Below are 15,053 nucleotides of genomic sequence, written 5' to 3' on the forward strand. Positions count from 1 at the left end.
CCGACCCCGCCTTCGCACCCGAGGTCCACGGCAACGACGAACCCTTCACCGTCTTCACCCGCTGGATCGAGACCGAGTTCGACAACACCATCCCGGCCTTCGGCGGTGCGCCGGCGGCCGACGCCGAGACCGACGCCCCGGTCCGCCGGACGGTGGTGGTCGAGGTCGGCGGCAAGCGCCTGGAGGTCTCGCTGCCCGAGTCCCTCGGCGCGGTGGCGGCCGGCGGCGCGGGCGGCGCGGCCGGCACCCGCAAGGCGCCGCGTCGCCAGGCGGGCCGCAAGGCCGGCGCGGCGGCCTCGGGCGAGTCGCTCACCTCGCCGATGCAGGGCACCATCGTCAAGGTCGCCGCCGAGGACGGGCGGCGGGTCGAGGAGGGCGATCTCATCGTCGTCCTGGAGGCCATGAAGATGGAGCAGCCGATCACCGCCCACCGCTCCGGCATCGTCAAGGACTTCTCGGTCGAGGTCGGTGCCTCGATCTCGGCCGGTACCGTGATCTGCGAGATCAAGGACTGACAGCCCCGCGCTGTGGACCGTGACGCCCGGCCCGGTACCTCCGGCCGGGCGTCACGGCTGTCCGCCGGGGCGCCCGGCCCCGGTCCGTCAGGCGGGCACCTCGGCGACCACCAGCCAGCGCCTGCCGCCGTCCTCGGCGGAGGCGACGAGAGTGCCGCCGACCAGGGTGATCCGTTCGCGCATCCCGGTCAGTCCGTAGCCGGGGACGTGGTCGGCGTCCGGCCGGCGCCCGCAGCGGGTCCGGTTCTCCACACTGAGCCGCACCGCCTCGGGGCCGAAGTCCAACGCGATCTCCACCCGCTCCCCCACCGCGTGCTTGGCCGCGTTGGTCAGCGCCTCGCGGGTGGCCTGGGCGAGCGACACCGCGGCCGCCGGGGCCAGGCCGCGCACCCGGCCGGTGATCAGCAGCCGCACCTCGCCGGGGTGGTTGAGCCGGTGCTCGGCGGCGAGCTGTTCGATCGCCTCGTCCAGCGGCGGGACGTCGTCGCGCAGCGCGGCCACCGCTTCACGGGCCTCGGTGAGGCCCTCGTCCGCGAGCCGGTTCGCCCGCCGGACCCTGGCGAGCGCCCCCTCCGAGTCGCCCTTCTCGATCTGCGCGGTGGCGACCTTGAGCTGGACGGTGAGGGCTCCGAGCGAGTGGGCGAGCACGTCGTGCATCTCGCGGGCGATCCTGGTGCGTTCGGCGAGGGCGGCGCCGCGGGCCTGCTCACGCTGCATCAGCCGGGACTGCGCCAGCAGCTGTTCGGCCTGTTCGGCGCGCAGCTGGGACTGCCGGCGGTTCAGGCCGATCAGGGTGAGGAGCAGGACCAGCAGGGTGTGGCCGAGCACGGCGCCGAACGGCCGCCCGGCGAGGGCGCAGCTGATCCAGGTCAGCGCGAGGCAGATCATGATCACACCGGCCATCAGCTGTCCCGGCGGGCCGGTGAGCGCGGTGAAGCGGCCGAGCACCACGCAGAGCACGATCACGGCGGTGCTGTCGTGGGCGGCGCCGACCGCGAGGGAGGGCACCAGCGCGCTGGCGGCCAGCATCGCGGCGGCGGCGCCCGGGCGGGTCCGGTCCAGGGCGATGAACAGGAGCCAGGTGACGGCGCTGAAGGTGTAGGCGGCCCAGATCCGCGGGCTGTCCTCGTGCGCGGTGCCCAGCGCCACCGCCAGGGCCAGGGTGCCGAGGCACTGGACGACCAGCCACCCGGGGGCGATGCGGTCGATGAAGTGGCCGCCGTCGGGCTTCGGTGTCATGCGTACCATTCCGGAAGGGTGCGGTGGGCCGCGGCCGCGGCCCGGTGAGCGGGCCGTCCGCCGCGGACGGGGGTGCCGGTGCCGTCGCTCCGGCGGAGTTTGCGGATTCCCGGGAAGCCGGGGTAGGAGAACAGAAGACGCGTCGTCACATCGCCCTGGCCACGGCCGGGCGGTACACCACGGCGACGCGAACGGTACGACCTCGGGGAACGCACATGAGCGAGACGCAACGACCGACCGGCCCGGTGCGGGTCCTGGTCGTCGACGACCAGCAGATCGTCCGCGAGGGACTGATGTCCCTGCTGGACCTGATGGACGACATCGAGGTGGTGGGCGGCGCCGCGGACGGCGTGGAGGCCGTGAGCATGGTGGCCGAGACCCGCCCGCAGGTGGTCCTGATGGACCTGCGGATGCCCCGGGGCGGCGGCGCCGAGGCCACCGCGCGGATCGTCGCCGACCACCCGGAGGTGACCGTGCTGGCGTTGTCCACGTACGCCGACGACGAGTCGATCGCCGCCGCGCTCGGCGCCGGGGCGCGCGGCTACCTCACCAAGGACGCCAACCGCGAGCAGATCGCCATGGCGATCCGCAACTCGGCGCACGGCCAGTCGACCTTCGATCCGACGGTGACCCGCCGGCTGGCCGCCGCGCTCGCCGCCGCGCCGCCCGTCCCGCCGCCGGCTCCGGTCCAGGAGACCGAGGCGGTCCGCCGGGCGAAGGCCCGCGGCGTCCGCCGGAAGGTCTTCCCCGACGGTCTGACCAACCGCGAGGTGGACGTGCTGCGGCTGATCGCGGACGGGCTGAGCAATCCGGAGATCGCCGGCGCGCTGTTCATCGAGGAGGCGACGGTCAAGACGCACATCAACAACGTGTTCGCCAAGATCGACGCGCGCAACCGGGCGGACGCGGTCCGCTACGTGTTCCGGCAGGGCCTCGACCGGCTCTGAGGCGACGGGGCGTCGGTGGCGGACCGGAGCGTCGCGGCCGCCTCGGCGCGACGCCCGTCCGCGGCTCAATCCCGGCCGCCGGCGGTCAGGTCGCGCAGGTGCAGGCGCAGGATCCGCAGCGCGGTGTCCGCCTCGATGCCGCCGGGTTGCAGGACCATGCCGAGGGCGAGGCCGTCCAGCAGGGCGGCGAGCCGCCCGGTCTCCAGTTCGACGTCGACGTCCGCGGGGAGGCCGCCGGCGGCCCTGGCCTCGTGCAGGACGCGTGAGACGAGTTCGCGGGCCGCCTGCTGCATCAGGGCGGCCCCGGGTCTGAACTCCGGCCGGGTGCGGGCCGCGAAGGTGAACGCCAGCCACAGCACGGCCTCCTCGCGCCTGGCCCCGTCCAGCGGCAGCAGTTCGGTCAGCAGGGCCTCGGTGACGGCGCGCCGGTCGACGCCGGCGTCCGGGTCCAGCAGCTTCTCGGCGTGGACGCGGATGCGGGTGTCGATGCGCCGCCGCAGCTCCTCCATCGCGAAGATCAGCACGTCGGCCTGGTTGTCGAAGTAGTGCCGCACCGAGCCGATCGCGAGGCCGGCCTCCTCGGCGATGTTGCGCAGTGAGGCGTGTTCGAGACCGTCCCTGCTGACGATGCGCAGTACGGCTCGCGCCACGTCCTGACGGCGGGTTTCGGGGGCTACGACCTTCGGCATGTTGTTGTTATAGCACGGGTGCGCTAAATTAAGTTCGGCAAGGCCGAGTGGCGACCCGGGAACAAAGGGGCACAAACAGTGAACACCTGGCTACTCGTGGCGATCATCGCCGTCGGCGCTGTTGCCCTGATCATCAAGCGCCTGATCGGCGAGCCGATCAACGTCCGTGACCTCTTCGGCCCCGCGGTGGTGCTCACCGCGCTGGGGATCTGGTCCGTCGCGGAGGTCAAGGAACTCAACGGCACGGACATCGGCTGGGTCCTCGGCGGCTCCGTCATCAGCCTGGGCTTCGGCCTGGTGCGCGGCTCCACCGTCGTCGTCTTCGAGAAGAACGAGGTCCTGCACCAGCGCTACACGCCGAAGACCTTCCTGGTCATCGTCGTCGCCTTCGTGGCCTCCGCGCTCTACGGCCTGCTCGCCAAGAAGATGGGCATGCACGAGGACGCCCGGCCGATGAACCTCTCCATCGGCATCGGCTTCCTCGGCGAGGCGCTCGTCATCGGCTACCGCGGCCTGCTCAAGGGCGGCAACTTCGCGCCGGAGAAGCCCAGCCTGCTGGACAAGTACACCGGCCGCGGCGACCAGGGCCGGCAGGGACCGGACCAGGGCCAGGACCAGGGGCAGGGGCAGAACCAGGGCGACGGCCGGCCGGGCCAGAACCGGAGCCCGGCTGCCGGCCTCCTGGACCGGTACCGCTCCGGCGGCAGCATCCTGGACGACCTCGACAAGTTCAAGCGCCGCTGAGCGACGCGCACCGTACGCGAAGAGGCCCGGCCGGGGTTCCCGGCCGGGCCTCTCGCACTCCCGGGGCGCCCCCTCGCTCGGCCCGGGATCGCCGGAGGGCGGCACCGCCCACGCGTGCGGGTGGTGCCGCCCTCCGTGACCGCCCTCGATGACCGCGGCCCGTGGCCGCGGCCCGCGCGGATCAGGCCGGGTACAGCTCCGGACGCCGGTCCGTCAGGTACGGGGTGGTGGCCCTCGCCTCGGCCACCACCGCCGGGTCGACGTCCGCGAACAGCAGGCCCGCGTCCGCCTCCAGGTGCAGCGCTGTGCCGTCCGGCGCGGCCACCGTGGTGTTCCCGCAGAAGCTCAGACCCCCGTGCTCCCCCGCCCAGTTGGTGTAGGCGATGTAGAGCTGGCTCTCGAAGGCCCGGGCCGGCACCAGGGTGCGGGCCACGAACTCCCAGGGCCGCATCAGCCCGGTGGGCGCCAGCAGCAGTTCCGTCCCGGCCAGCGCGTGCGCCCGGACCATCTCGGGGAACTCCACGTCGTAGCAGATCAGCAGACCGACCGTCAGACCGCCGAAGGACGCCTGGACGACGGCGGTGTCGCCCGGCGTGAACAGCGCGCGCTCGGCCCGCCCGTACAGGTGCGTCTTGCGGTACACCGCGAGGGTGTCGCCGCGACCGTCCACCAGGCGGACCGAGTTGTAGAGCGCGTCCCCGTCGGTCTCCGGCCAGCCGTGGACCAGCCCGATACCGAACTCCCGCGCGATGGCCGAGACTTCGGCGCACTGCGGGCCGTCCACCGGCCCGGCGGCCTCGTTCCGGACGCCGGGGAGCAGCGGGTAGCCGCCGACCGAGATCTCGGGGGTGACCAGGAGTCCGGCCCCCTCCTCGGCCGCACGGCGTGCCGCCTCCCGCAGCTGTTCGTACGACTGCCGGACGCCCGTCGTGCCGGACGCGGCCTGAAGGCAGGCGATTCTCACTGGGGGAAACCTCCGGGGTCTCGGGTACGGGCGCGGCCGCTACCGCTGTTCCTGTGCCAGCTGCTCCAGCTGCCGCTTGTCCGGCTTGCCGTTGCGGTTGAGCGGGAAGCGGTCCAGGACGACGACCCGGTCGGGCTGCTCGTAGGTGGCCAGCATGCCACGGACGGCCTCCCGCCAGTACGCCGCCTCCCGGCCCTCCTCGTCCTCGACGAAGAAGACCAGCTGCGAGCCGCGGCGCTCGTCGGGCAGCGGGACGATCCGCACCGAGCAGCCCTCGGCCGCCACCTTGCGCTCGATCAGCTCCGGGTAGAGCGTGTAGCCCATCCGGTCCACGGCGAACTTGCGGCCGAGCACGAAGAGGTTGCCGTGCTCGTCCAGGTGGCCGAGGTCGCCGGTGCGCTGCCAGCCGGTCGGGGCGGGCAGCAGCGAGCCGTCCTCGGCGAGGTGGCCCTCCATGCCGTCCGGGGTGTCCACCTCGATCTCGCCGGCCTGGCCGGCGGGCACCGTGGCGCCGTCCTCGTCGACGACGCGCAGCGCGATGCCCTCCATGACCCGGCCGGTGGCGACCGGGTTCTCCAGGGTCGCGAAGGCGATGTTGCCCAGCTCGGTGCTGCCGTAGCTGTCCAGCAGCGGCAGCCCGAACTCGGCGACGTACCGGTCGACCAGCGTGCCGTCCAGCGGGGCGGCGCCGACGCAGAACATCCGGCTGCGCTCGATGTGCGCCCGCAGGGCCGGCTTGCGGCCGATCAGGTTGAGGATGGAGCGGTAGCTGGCGGGCGTGGCGTCGATGACGGTCGCCCCGGTGTCCCCGGCCATCCGCAGCGCGCGGTCGAGCCGCTTGTACGGGGCGACCACCAGCGAACTGCGGGTGAGCCAGGCGATGAGCACCATGGACAGCCCGTACTGGTGGGAGAACGGCAGCAGCGGCAGCAGCACGTCGTCCGCCACGTGGCCGACCTGGCGGGCGTTGCGCTCCAGGTTCTTCAGGAACTTCCCGCCCGACTTGACGACGCCCTTGGGCTGGCCGGTGGAGCCGGACGTCCACATGATCAGGCCGTCGGGCATCTCGCCCCAGGCCGTCACGTCGAGTTCGCGCTCGGCGGTCTCCCGGCCCGCCGCGGCGACCAGGAGTTCGTAGAGGTGGATCGGGTCGTGGGACGGGTCGATCGGGGAGTCCTCGTCGACCAGGACCACCTTGGCCCCGGTCCGCCGGACGATCCGGGCGGTCTCCTCCACCGTCTCCTGCTGGTCGACGAGCACGATGGAGGCTCCGGCGTGCATGAGGCCCAGCAGCGTGCCCAGCCAGGCCACCGAGTTCCCCGCCTTGAACACCACACGCTGGCCTGGGCCGACACCGCGCTCGCGGAGGGCCTCGGCGATGCGCAGGGCCTCCTGTTCGAACGCGGGGAGAGTCAGCACCGTGTCGGGGCCGTAGATCTTCGAGGTCACTGGTCGGGCGCTTCCTTCCTCGGGCCCGGAGGCGAGCGGCGCGCGCGGCCGCGAACCGGACAGGAAGCCGCCCGGGGCATACGTGCCGTCGTCGTCCGGGACGGTTGAGGGGACCTCCGGTTCGCCACCGGGACGTCGTCAACGGTCCCCACCCACGAAGTTAGGGAGCGCACACCCGTCCGGGAAACCCTTAGCCGCCCCTAGAGCCCCTTGTTCTCACCCGAGATGAGCTGGTCGTGCACCAGGTTGGCGACCTGCCGGCTGTAGCCGTCCGGACCGCCGTGCGCCCGGGGCAGGACCTCCAGCGAGAACGGTCCCGTGGTGCAGGACTCCCAGGACCGGACGTCCTCGACCAGCGCCCGCGGGCTGTGTTCCCGGGTCAGCGCGACCACCGGGCAGCGCAGTTCGGGGCCGGTGCGGGCGGGGCCGCCGCGGCCCGAGATGAACAGCGTCGCCGGGACGACGCCGGCTTCCTGCTCCAGCCGCCTCGCCACCTCGTAGGCCACGTCGGCCCCGACCCGGTGCCCGAACAGGGCCAGCGGCCGGTCCGTCCACGCCATCAGCGTGCCGAACGCCCGGTCGGCCAGCTCGGCCGTGCCGCCGATCCGCGGCGGGCCGTCGAAGTCGTACGCGCCGGGGTACTGGAAGGCCAGCACCTCCACCGTCGGCAGCAGCAGCTCCGCGAGGTCGAGCAACCGCACCGAGGAGTCGAGGAGGTGGGGGAAGAAGGCCATGCGGAACGTGCTGGGCGACATCGGGTGACGGATGTTGATGAGGTCCACACCGCCGCGGGTGTCCAAGGTCACGGTACTCGTCCCTTCAGGAGCTCGTGGGGGCGGTTCGGGGTGAAGTTCGCGTTCGCGCTCACGTCGGCGTTCACGTTCGCATTCGCATTCGCATTCTGTGCTCACGTTCGTGGACGCGTTCACGTTCACGTTCGGTGCCGCCGACACTACGGCTTGTCGGCACCGGCGGCCTCTACCCCCGGGTCTAGTCCCGGGTGGAGAAAGACAGTCCGCGAACGGCCTCGGCGCGCGGCCGGGGCGGCACGGGGCCCCGTCGCGCGGGTCGTCGGCGCCCGGTGCCGGAGCCGGACTCCGGGGCGGACTCCGGGGGCGGTCGAGGAACCCCCGGTCAGCGCTGGGGCGTCTAGGGGTTGTCCGGCCGAAACGGCGGCCGTTAGCGTCCCAGTGCACGCACCGTGGTGCGTGTCATCACACCCCCCGCAGCGCAGCGCGCCGGCGGGGACCGATGCCGTTTCTCCGATGGGTACGGCGTGATGTTCCCATGCCCGAAGGCAGTTGCGCACGACCGGATGAGGCATCGCAGATGATCAAGGTACGAGACCTTGCCAAAACGTTCCGCTCCGGGAAACAGGAAGTCGCCGCCGTCCGTGGCGTGAGTATCGACGTCGCCGACGGCGAACTGGTCGGCTTCCTGGGTCCGAACGGCGCCGGCAAGACCACCACGCTGCGGATGCTCGCCACTCTGCTGCGCCCGACCTCAGGCGAAGCCGTGGTCGCCGGGTGCGACCTGCTCTCCGACCCCGCGGGCGTGCGCCGCCGCATCGGCTACGTCGGCCAGGGCAACGGAGCCGGCACCGACCAGCGCGTTAGCGACGAACTGATCACCCAGGCCCGGCTGTACGGCATGAGCGCCGCCACCGCCAAGGCCCGGGTCACCGACCTGCTCGACCGCTACGACCTGTCCGGGATGGAGCGGCGGATCGTCTCCACCCTCTCCGGCGGCCAGCGCCGGCGGCTCGACATCGTGATGGGCGTCCTGCACCAGCCCGGGCTCGTCTTCCTCGACGAGCCGTCCACGGCGCTCGACCCGCAGAGCCGCAGCAACCTCTGGGACCACATCAGGTCGCTGCGCGACGAGCACGAGACCACCGTCTTCCTCACCACCCACTACCTCGACGAGGTCGACGCGCTGTGCGAGCGCATCCTCGTCATCGACGGCGGCACCATCATCACCGAGGGCACTCCCGACGGGCTCAAGAGCGAGATCTCCGGCGACCTCATCACCCTCACCACCGACGACCCGGCCGCCGCCGCCGAGATCGCCGGCCGGCTGCCCGGCGCCCGCGAGATCGCCGTCGACGGAAAGGTGCTGCGGGTGCGGGTGCCGCTCAGCTCCACCGTCCTGCCGGGGCTGCTGCGCGAACTCGACCGGGTCGACCTGGCCGTGCACGAGGTGCAGACCCAGCGGCCCACCCTCGACGACGTCTTCCTCACCCTCACCGGCCGCAGCCTGCGGGACGCCGACGCCACCCCCGACGCCGAAGACCAGGGAGAATGACGGTGCGCTACTTCCAGCAGACCGGGCACATCTTCGTCCGCTCCGTCCGCCCCTGGGTGCGCAGCCCCGCCCAGCTGCTCGTCGGCGTCTCCGGACCGCTCGTCTACCTGGTGCTCTTCGGCCCCCTGCTGAAGAACACCCTCCCCCGGGACATCGACGCCTGGCAGTGGTTCGTCCCCGGCATGCTGATGCAGCTCACCCTGTTCGGCGCCGCCTACGCGGGCTTCTCCATCACCCCCGAACTGCGCTCCGGCGTCATGGAGCGGCTGCGCGTCGCCCCCGTCAGCCGGGCCGCACTGCTCTCCGGCCGCGTCCTCGGCGACCTCGCCCAGACCGGCATCCAGGGCGCCGTCCTGCTCGCCGTCGCCACCGCCTTCGGCTTCCGCGCCTCCGTGCCCTCGGTGCTGCTGCTCCTGGCGCTGTCCGCCGTCCTGTGCGCCGGGATCGCCTGCTCCTCGTACGGGCTGGCGCTGATCCTCAAGCAGGAGAACCGTTTCGCCCCGCTGCTGAGCATGGTCCTGGTGCCACTCATGCTGCTCTCCGGCCTTCTCCTGCCCATGCAGAACGCCCCGGACTGGCTGCACACCCTGGCCCGCGCCAACCCGCTCACCCACGTCGCCGACGCCCTGCGCGACATCGCCGCCGGCCACTACGCCACCCAGGCCACCGCCACCGGCACCCTCGCCGCCCTGAGCCTGGTCGTCATCTTCGGCCTCTGGGGCATGCGCGTCATCAACCGCGAACAGGGCTGACCGCCCGCTCCCACCCGCCCCCACGCCGTCGGCCCCCCGAGCACACCCGCTCGGGGGGCCGACGGCTTCGGCCATCTGCCCGACTACCTTCCCTGATCAGTGATGTGACGCAGGGTCGGCAGGCTCGGGCCCCGGGGCGCATAGGATCCCGGCGTGGCCACGTATCGCAGCGGTGCTCCGCGCCGCCATCAGATCGCCCGCCGGCTCCAGGAGCGCGCCGAATCCGGCGAGTTGGAGGCGTGCGAGGAGTTCGGCGCCCGGCAGTACGCCCGCCACGAGCCGCAGGCGCGCCGCGCCGCGCTCTCCTCCGCCGCGCTACGCCCCGACGATTCCGTTTGAACCCCGTTACCGGCGCCAATGTATGACGGTGGTGAACCCCGGCGCCCTGCACCCGGGAACAACGGCGGTCGCCCGCGGCGAAATCCGATCGAAAGCGGGACGACACCCACCCCCGGCAGCATGGGCGTGCACAAGACACCAGCCAACGGGGGGAACCATGGAGTTCAGCTTGCTCGGTCCCGTCGAAGCCAGACGCAACGGCAAGCCCATCGGGCTGTCCGGGACCAAGATGCGCACGCTGCTCGCGGCACTGCTGATCGCTCGCGGAAGGGTGGTCCCGGACGCACGGCTGAGTTGGCTGCTGTGGGGCGCCTACCCGCCCACAACGATGAACGCGCAGATCTACACGTACGTCTCCCGGTTGCGCAAACTCCTCGAACCCGAGGTCGCCATCGTCCGGCGGGCGCCCGGATACGCCTTCGAGACCGGTGACAGCCTCGTCGACGTCGTCGAGTTCGAGCGACTGGAACGCGAGAGCCGCGCCGCGCTCCAGGCACACCGCCACGAGGAGGCGAGGAGCCTGCTGGACCGGGCGCTCGACCTGTGGCGCGGTCCGGCACTGGCCAACACCACGGACCTCCTGGTCGAGCAGGAGGAGTCGCACTGGGAGGAGGTCAGGGCGGCCGCGCTGGAGAACCGCGTGGAGGCCGGCCTCGCGCTGGGTCATCACCAGCACCTCACCGCCGAACTCGTCCGCCTCGTCAGCGACTTCCCCCTGCGGGAGCGGATGCGCGCGCAGCTGATGACCGCTCTCTACAGGTCCGGCCGCCAGGCGGACGCCTTGCGCGTCTTCCACGAGGGCCGCCATGTCCTGGCCGACGAGCTCGGAGTCGACCCGGGTGCCGAACTCACCGGGACCTACCAGGCCGTGCTCGACGGTTCCCTCGACACCGCCCCGGCCGAGCCGGTCACCCGCGCCCCTCGCATGCCCGCCCCCGCGGGGCCGGTGGCGCCGTCGACACTGCCCCCGGACACCGCCACGTTCGTCGGGAGGGAGCGAGAACTGGCCACGTTGCAGGCCCTGTTGGCCCCCGGAAGCCCGGTCCGGCGCGGCCTGGTCACCGGCCTGGGCGGGGTCGGCAAGACGGCCCCGCCCTGCGCGCCGCGCACACCAGCAGGTATCACTTCCCCGACGGGCAGCTGTACGTGGACCTCACGGACGAGCACGGCACCGCCCGGGATCCGCGCGAGGTCCTGGTCCGGCTGCTGGGCGCCCTCGGCGAGGAGACCGCGGCCGGCGACTGGACGTACGGCGCGGGGAGGTCCCCCGCCGTGGCGCTCCGCCCCCGTCTCGACGAGCTGGTGCGCCGCTACCGCGCCCGTACCGCCGGACGCAGGCTGCTGGTCGTACTGGACAACGTCTCCGACACCGAGCAGCTCGCCGCGCTCCTGCCCGACGGTGAGGAGCCCGCGGTCCTCGTGATCGGTCACCCGCACCTCGCCGCCGCCATCGGCCCGCACACCACCGTCGTCGAACCGCTCGGCGACGACGACGGCCTGGCCCTGCTGGCCGCCGCCGTGGGTGTCGGGCGGGTCGCCGAGAACCTGGCGGCCGCCCGGCAGATCGTCGCGTACTGCGGCGGCGTCCCGCTCGCCCTGCGGACGGCGGGCGCCCGGCTCGCCGCCCGCCCCACTGGTCGCCGGCACTGCTGGCCGGCCGGCTCGCCGCGCCGGCCGACCGGCTGCGCGAACTGCGTTTCGGCGGCCTGGACATGCCACGCTCGCTGTGCTCCTGGCTGCGGCTGACCGGCGTGGCGGAGGACGACCTGCGCCGGTGCGCCGCGCTGGGCGAGCGCTCCTTCTCGGCCGCGACCGCCGCCGCCGTCCTGGATCTTCCCGTCGTCCTGGCCGAGGACCTGCTGGAGCGGCTGGCCGACGCCTCGCTCATGGACCCCACGGAACCGTCCGGAGGGACGAACGGGGTTCCGCGGTACCGGCTCCACCGGCTCGTGCTCTGCTACGCACGCTCCCTGCCCGTCCGGATCCCCGTCGACACCGCGCTGCCGGTAGCGAGTTGAGCAGCTTCCCACCGCCCCCGTCCGTTCTCGGCCCATCGCCGCCTCACACCACGAGAGACAAGAGGATTATGAGCAACGACGCAGTAGTGCTGACGTCGGTGACGAAGACCTACCGAGCGGGCGACCACACGGTCAGAGCACTCGACGGGGTCTCGCTCGCCCCGCCGGCCGGGAGTTTCACTGCCATCATGGGGCCCTCGGGATCGGGGAAGTCCACCCTCCTGCAGTGCGCGGCGGGCCTCGACCGGCCGGACGACGGCTCCATCACCCTCGGCGGCACCGAGCTGACCGGCATGTCCGAGGGCGAGCTGACGCTGCTCCGGCGGAGCCGGATCGGCTTCGTCTTCCAGCAGTTCAACCTGATGTCGATGCTGACCGCCGAACAGAACCTGGCGCTTCCGCTGCGGCTGGCCGGCCGCAAGCCCGCGCGCGGCGCGGTGGAGGAGGCGCTGCGCCGGGTCGGCCTCGCCGACCGCGCCCGCCACCGGCCCTCCGAGCTGTCCGGCGGCCAGCAGCAGCGGGTCGCCCTGGCCCGCGCCCTGATCACCCGTCCCGAGGTGCTGTTCGGCGACGAGCCGACCGGCGCCCTGGACTCCTCCACCGGCCGCGAGGTGCTCGCCCTGCTGCGCGGCCTGGTCGACGACGACGGCCAGACCGTCGTCATGGTGACGCACGACCCCCAGGCCGCCTCCCAGGCGGACCGGGTGGTCTTCCTCGTCGACGGCCGGGTCAGCGGTGAGCTGCTGCGGCCCGCCGCCCACGAGATCGCCGCGCGGATGACCGAGCTCGAGGAGATCCCGTGCCGAGTGTCGCCCTGGCCACGGTGCGGGCCCGCTGGGCCCACTTCGTGGGTGTGTTCCTCGCCGTCGCACTCGGTGTCGGCCTGACCGCCTCGATGGGGCTCGCGCTGGCGGCCACCCTCGACGCACCGCAGGAACTCAAGGACCGTGACGCGGACGCCGTGTTCACGGTCAACGCCATGCTCGGCACCGCCTCGGCCGTCACCACCTTCACCTCCGTGTTCGTCGTGGCGTCGGCGTTCGCCTTCGCGGTGGCCCAGCGCCAGCGCGAGTTCGGTCTGCTCCGCATCGCCGGGGCGACCCCCCGCCAGCTGCGGGTCGCCGTCCTCGTCGAGGCGGCCCTGGTGGCCGTCCCCGCCGCGCTGGCCGGGATGCTGATCGGCAGCGTGGGCGGCCCCGCCCTGGTCGACTGGATGGCCCGGGAGCGGCTCGCGCCCGCGTGGCTCACGGTGGGCGACCAGGTGTGGCCCTACGCCGTGGCCTTCGCGATCGGGCTCGTGGTCGCTCTCACCGGCGCGTTCGCCGCGTCGGGCCGGGCGGCCCGCACCAGCGCCGTCGAAGTACTGCGGGAGTCGGCCGTCGACAAGCGGGTGATGACGCTCGGACGGTGGGTGTTCGGCGGACTGCTGCTGGCCGGCGGGCTGGTCCTGTTCGTCCAGCAGCTGGTGTCCGACCCGGCGAGCCCGCTCAAGCGCAAGACGTACACCACCGAGCCGATGCTGCTCATCGGCGCGTTCGCCCTGCTGGCCCCGCCGGCCGCCGGACCGCTGGTGCGGCTCGTCACCCGGCCGCTGGCGTCCGCCCGGGGCGCGGTCGGGATCCTGGTGCGCGAGAGCGCGACCGCCGGTGTCCGGCGGACCTCCGCGATCGCCGCCCCGGTGCTCGTCAGTGTCGCCCTGGCCGGGTCCCTGCTCGGCTCGACGGACACCGTCGGCGCGGGCAAGGCGGACGAGATGCGCAGCCGTACGGTCGCGGACTTCGTCGTCACCCCGGTGTCCGGGACGACGCTGGACGACGCCGCCGTCCGGGCGGCCGCGGTGCCGGGCAGCCGTACGTCCGTCACGGCGCCCACCACGGTCGAGTACCTCTACGAGGGCGTGGTGCGGGTGCCCGAGCAGGGCCGGGTCGTCGATCCGGCGGTCTTCGCCGAGCTGTCGAGCCTCCCGCTGATCGCCGGGTCGGTGAAGGACCTGGACGACCGGTCGATCGTCGTCAACGACGAATGGCCGGTCACCGAGGTCGGCCGGCAGGTCGACGTCTGGCGGGCGGACGGCGCCAAGGTGGCGCTGACCGTCGCCGCCGTGATGCGCAGGGGCACGGGCGGCAACAGCGTGTACGTGACCGCCGCGAACGCCCCCGGCGCCCGTCCCGACCGGGTCGAGGTCATGGTGGACCAGGGCGCGGACCGGGCGCGGACCGGGGCCGCCCTGGCCGCGGCCGTGCGGCCGCACGGCGCCGTGTCGGCCACGGCCGAGGAGTGGATCGCGGCCTCGCAGCCGGAGACCAAGCGGGAGAGCCGGCTGGCCGTCTTCGTGGTGCTGGGGCTGGCCCTGGTCTACTCCCTGATCGCCCTGGCCGGGACGGCGGTCGCGGCCACCGGTGACCGGCGCCGTGATCTGGCGACGCTGCGGCTGACCGGGGCCACCGGCGGCCAGGTGCTGTACGTGGTGGCCGTCGAGGCGGCCGTCGTGGTGGTGGCGGGCGCGCTCCTGGGCCTGGTCGTGACCGCGCTCAACGTGATGGGAACCTGGTCCGCGCTGTCCGTACTGGTCGGGTCCGGGGCCCCGCCGGCACTGCCGTGGGCGACGATGGCCGCGGTGACGGCGGCCTGTGCCGCGGTCGCCGTCCCCGCCTCGGTCCTGGCGGCGGCGGCCGCGCTGCGGGGGCGCCCCGCAGCGGACGGGGCCGCCTGACCCACGGTCCGTTCCGCGCGGTGCGGTACCCGCCCCGGTGACGCCCGGGGCGGGTACCGCACGGCGACGGTATCCGCCCAGGGCGCCGGTCAGGGGCCGGCCGTCAGGGGCCGGTCAGCCCTTGCAGGCGTCGTCGAGCCGGGCGGACGCCTTCTCCAGCCGGGTGAAGGTCTTCTCGATGCCGGCGACCTTGCCCTGGCCCGGGTCGGACTTCAGGACCTGTCGGGCGTACTCGTCGTAGGCGTCCGCGAATGCTCATGGGCCGCATCGAGAACGGCCATCCGGGCCGCCGGACGAATCGGCCGACGGGCCCGGCTGAGACTCCCCCACGAGTTCAACCGGGCCTCTGGCCGGCGGCCTGGCCCGGACGCGACTCCCCC

The 15,053-nt window shown here is 73.2% G+C and carries 16 protein-coding genes; 11 read left to right on the forward strand and 5 right to left on the reverse strand.

The window, feature by feature from the left end; translation table 11 throughout:
• Nucleotides 1-515 (forward strand): acyl-CoA carboxylase biotin carboxyl carrier protein subunit (locus ACZ7C5_RS36335; RefSeq protein WP_470324319.1); only part of this gene is annotated, 515 nt, incomplete at its 5' end.
• Between the two features lie 87 nt (nucleotides 516-602).
• Here ACZ7C5_RS36335 and ACZ7C5_RS36340 read toward each other — a convergent pair.
• Entirely contained in the window at nucleotides 603-1,754 is a 1,152-nt protein-coding gene (locus tag ACZ7C5_RS36340) for a sensor histidine kinase (protein ID WP_470324320.1), read from the reverse strand.
• Between the two features lie 215 nt (nucleotides 1,755-1,969).
• Here ACZ7C5_RS36340 and ACZ7C5_RS36345 point away from each other — a divergent pair, with 215 nt between their 5' ends.
• Nucleotides 1,970-2,701 (forward strand): response regulator transcription factor, encoded by a 732-nt coding sequence (locus ACZ7C5_RS36345; RefSeq protein WP_401086806.1) that lies wholly within the window; start codon nucleotides 1,970-1,972, stop codon nucleotides 2,699-2,701.
• 65 nt (nucleotides 2,702-2,766) lie between these two features.
• Here the strand turns inward: ACZ7C5_RS36345 and ACZ7C5_RS36350 are convergent, their stop codons facing one another.
• The gene (locus tag ACZ7C5_RS36350; protein WP_401086809.1) at nucleotides 2,767-3,390 is read right to left on the reverse strand and encodes a TetR/AcrR family transcriptional regulator; all 624 of its coding nucleotides are present in this window, start codon (nucleotides 3,388-3,390) and stop codon (nucleotides 2,767-2,769) included.
• A gap of 78 nt (nucleotides 3,391-3,468) precedes the next feature.
• Between ACZ7C5_RS36350 and ACZ7C5_RS36355 the strand changes: the two genes are divergently transcribed.
• Nucleotides 3,469-4,134 carry a DUF1453 domain-containing protein gene (locus ACZ7C5_RS36355; protein WP_401086811.1) on the forward strand — a complete coding sequence of 222 codons (666 nt, stop codon included), beginning with the start codon at nucleotides 3,469-3,471 and terminating at the stop codon, nucleotides 4,132-4,134.
• A gap of 181 nt (nucleotides 4,135-4,315) precedes the next feature.
• Here ACZ7C5_RS36355 and ACZ7C5_RS36360 read toward each other — a convergent pair whose 3' ends face one another.
• The 3 genes from ACZ7C5_RS36360 to ACZ7C5_RS36370 form a co-directional block, all read right to left on the reverse strand.
• Entirely contained in the window at nucleotides 4,316-5,098 is a 783-nt protein-coding gene (locus tag ACZ7C5_RS36360; RefSeq protein WP_401086813.1) for a carbon-nitrogen hydrolase family protein, read from the reverse strand.
• A 39-nt stretch (nucleotides 5,099-5,137) separates the two neighbouring features.
• On the reverse strand, nucleotides 5,138-6,547 hold the full coding sequence (locus ACZ7C5_RS36365) for a class I adenylate-forming enzyme family protein (protein ID WP_401086814.1): 1,410 nt from the start codon (nucleotides 6,545-6,547) through the stop codon (nucleotides 5,138-5,140).
• A 200-nt stretch (nucleotides 6,548-6,747) separates the two neighbouring features.
• On the reverse strand, nucleotides 6,748-7,353 hold the full coding sequence (locus tag ACZ7C5_RS36370) for a thioesterase II family protein (RefSeq protein WP_401086815.1): 606 nt from the start codon (nucleotides 7,351-7,353) through the stop codon (nucleotides 6,748-6,750).
• Between the two features lie 592 nt (nucleotides 7,354-7,945).
• Here ACZ7C5_RS36370 and ACZ7C5_RS36375 point away from each other — a divergent pair.
• The 8 genes from ACZ7C5_RS36375 (at nucleotide 7,946) to ACZ7C5_RS36410 (ending at nucleotide 14,673) form a co-directional block, all read left to right on the forward strand.
• On the forward strand, nucleotides 7,946-8,851 hold the full coding sequence (locus tag ACZ7C5_RS36375) for an ATP-binding cassette domain-containing protein (RefSeq protein WP_470324321.1): 906 nt from the start codon (nucleotides 7,946-7,948) through the stop codon (nucleotides 8,849-8,851).
• Complete coding sequence (locus ACZ7C5_RS36380; protein WP_401086819.1) at nucleotides 8,848-9,603, forward strand: ABC transporter permease; 756 nt, start codon at nucleotides 8,848-8,850, stop codon at nucleotides 9,601-9,603. The genes ACZ7C5_RS36375 and ACZ7C5_RS36380 overlap by 4 nt, the downstream gene beginning before the upstream one ends.
• A gap of 153 nt (nucleotides 9,604-9,756) precedes the next feature.
• Entirely contained in the window at nucleotides 9,757-9,942 is a 186-nt protein-coding gene (locus tag ACZ7C5_RS36385) for a hypothetical protein (RefSeq protein WP_470324322.1), read from the forward strand.
• Nucleotides 9,943-10,099: 157 nt separating this feature from the next.
• A complete protein-coding gene (locus ACZ7C5_RS36390) occupies nucleotides 10,100-11,365 on the forward strand; it encodes an AfsR/SARP family transcriptional regulator (protein ID WP_470324323.1) in 1,266 nt (421 codons plus the stop codon).
• Nucleotides 11,362-11,688, forward strand: coding sequence for a hypothetical protein (locus ACZ7C5_RS36395; RefSeq protein WP_470324324.1), 327 nt, complete (start codon nucleotides 11,362-11,364; stop codon nucleotides 11,686-11,688). Before ACZ7C5_RS36390 ends, ACZ7C5_RS36395 begins: the two co-directional genes overlap by 4 nt.
• Nucleotides 11,655-11,960, forward strand: coding sequence for a hypothetical protein (locus ACZ7C5_RS36400; RefSeq protein WP_470324325.1), 306 nt, complete (start codon nucleotides 11,655-11,657; stop codon nucleotides 11,958-11,960). The genes ACZ7C5_RS36395 and ACZ7C5_RS36400 overlap by 34 nt, the downstream gene beginning before the upstream one ends.
• A gap of 68 nt (nucleotides 11,961-12,028) precedes the next feature.
• Nucleotides 12,029-12,847, forward strand: a complete 819-nt coding sequence (locus ACZ7C5_RS36405) for an ABC transporter ATP-binding protein (protein ID WP_470324326.1) — start codon at nucleotides 12,029-12,031, stop codon at nucleotides 12,845-12,847.
• Nucleotides 12,760-14,673 (forward strand): FtsX-like permease family protein, encoded by a 1,914-nt coding sequence (locus ACZ7C5_RS36410; protein ID WP_470324327.1) that lies wholly within the window; start codon nucleotides 12,760-12,762, stop codon nucleotides 14,671-14,673. The genes ACZ7C5_RS36405 and ACZ7C5_RS36410 overlap by 88 nt, the downstream gene beginning before the upstream one ends.
• Nucleotides 14,674-15,053 lie beyond the last annotated feature (380 nt).

The sequence above is a fragment of the Kitasatospora sp. NPDC036993 genome, from assembly GCF_055607525.1.

Excerpts from the sequence above, each read along its gene's own strand:
- ACZ7C5_RS36400 (WP_470324325.1), top strand. The coding sequence starts at position 11,655 with ATGCCACGCTCGCTGTGCTCCTGGCTGCGGCTGACCGGCGTGGCGGAG.
- ACZ7C5_RS36340 (WP_470324320.1), bottom strand. The coding sequence starts at position 1,754 with ATGACACCGAAGCCCGACGGCGGCCACTTCATCGACCGCATCGCCCCC.
- ACZ7C5_RS36390 (WP_470324323.1), top strand. The coding sequence starts at position 10,100 with ATGGAGTTCAGCTTGCTCGGTCCCGTCGAAGCCAGACGCAACGGCAAG.
- ACZ7C5_RS36350 (WP_401086809.1), bottom strand. The coding sequence starts at position 3,390 with ATGCCGAAGGTCGTAGCCCCCGAAACCCGCCGTCAGGACGTGGCGCGA.
- ACZ7C5_RS36345 (WP_401086806.1), top strand. The coding sequence starts at position 1,970 with ATGAGCGAGACGCAACGACCGACCGGCCCGGTGCGGGTCCTGGTCGTC.
- ACZ7C5_RS36380 (WP_401086819.1), top strand. The coding sequence starts at position 8,848 with ATGACGGTGCGCTACTTCCAGCAGACCGGGCACATCTTCGTCCGCTCC.
- ACZ7C5_RS36405 (WP_470324326.1), top strand. The coding sequence starts at position 12,029 with ATGAGCAACGACGCAGTAGTGCTGACGTCGGTGACGAAGACCTACCGA.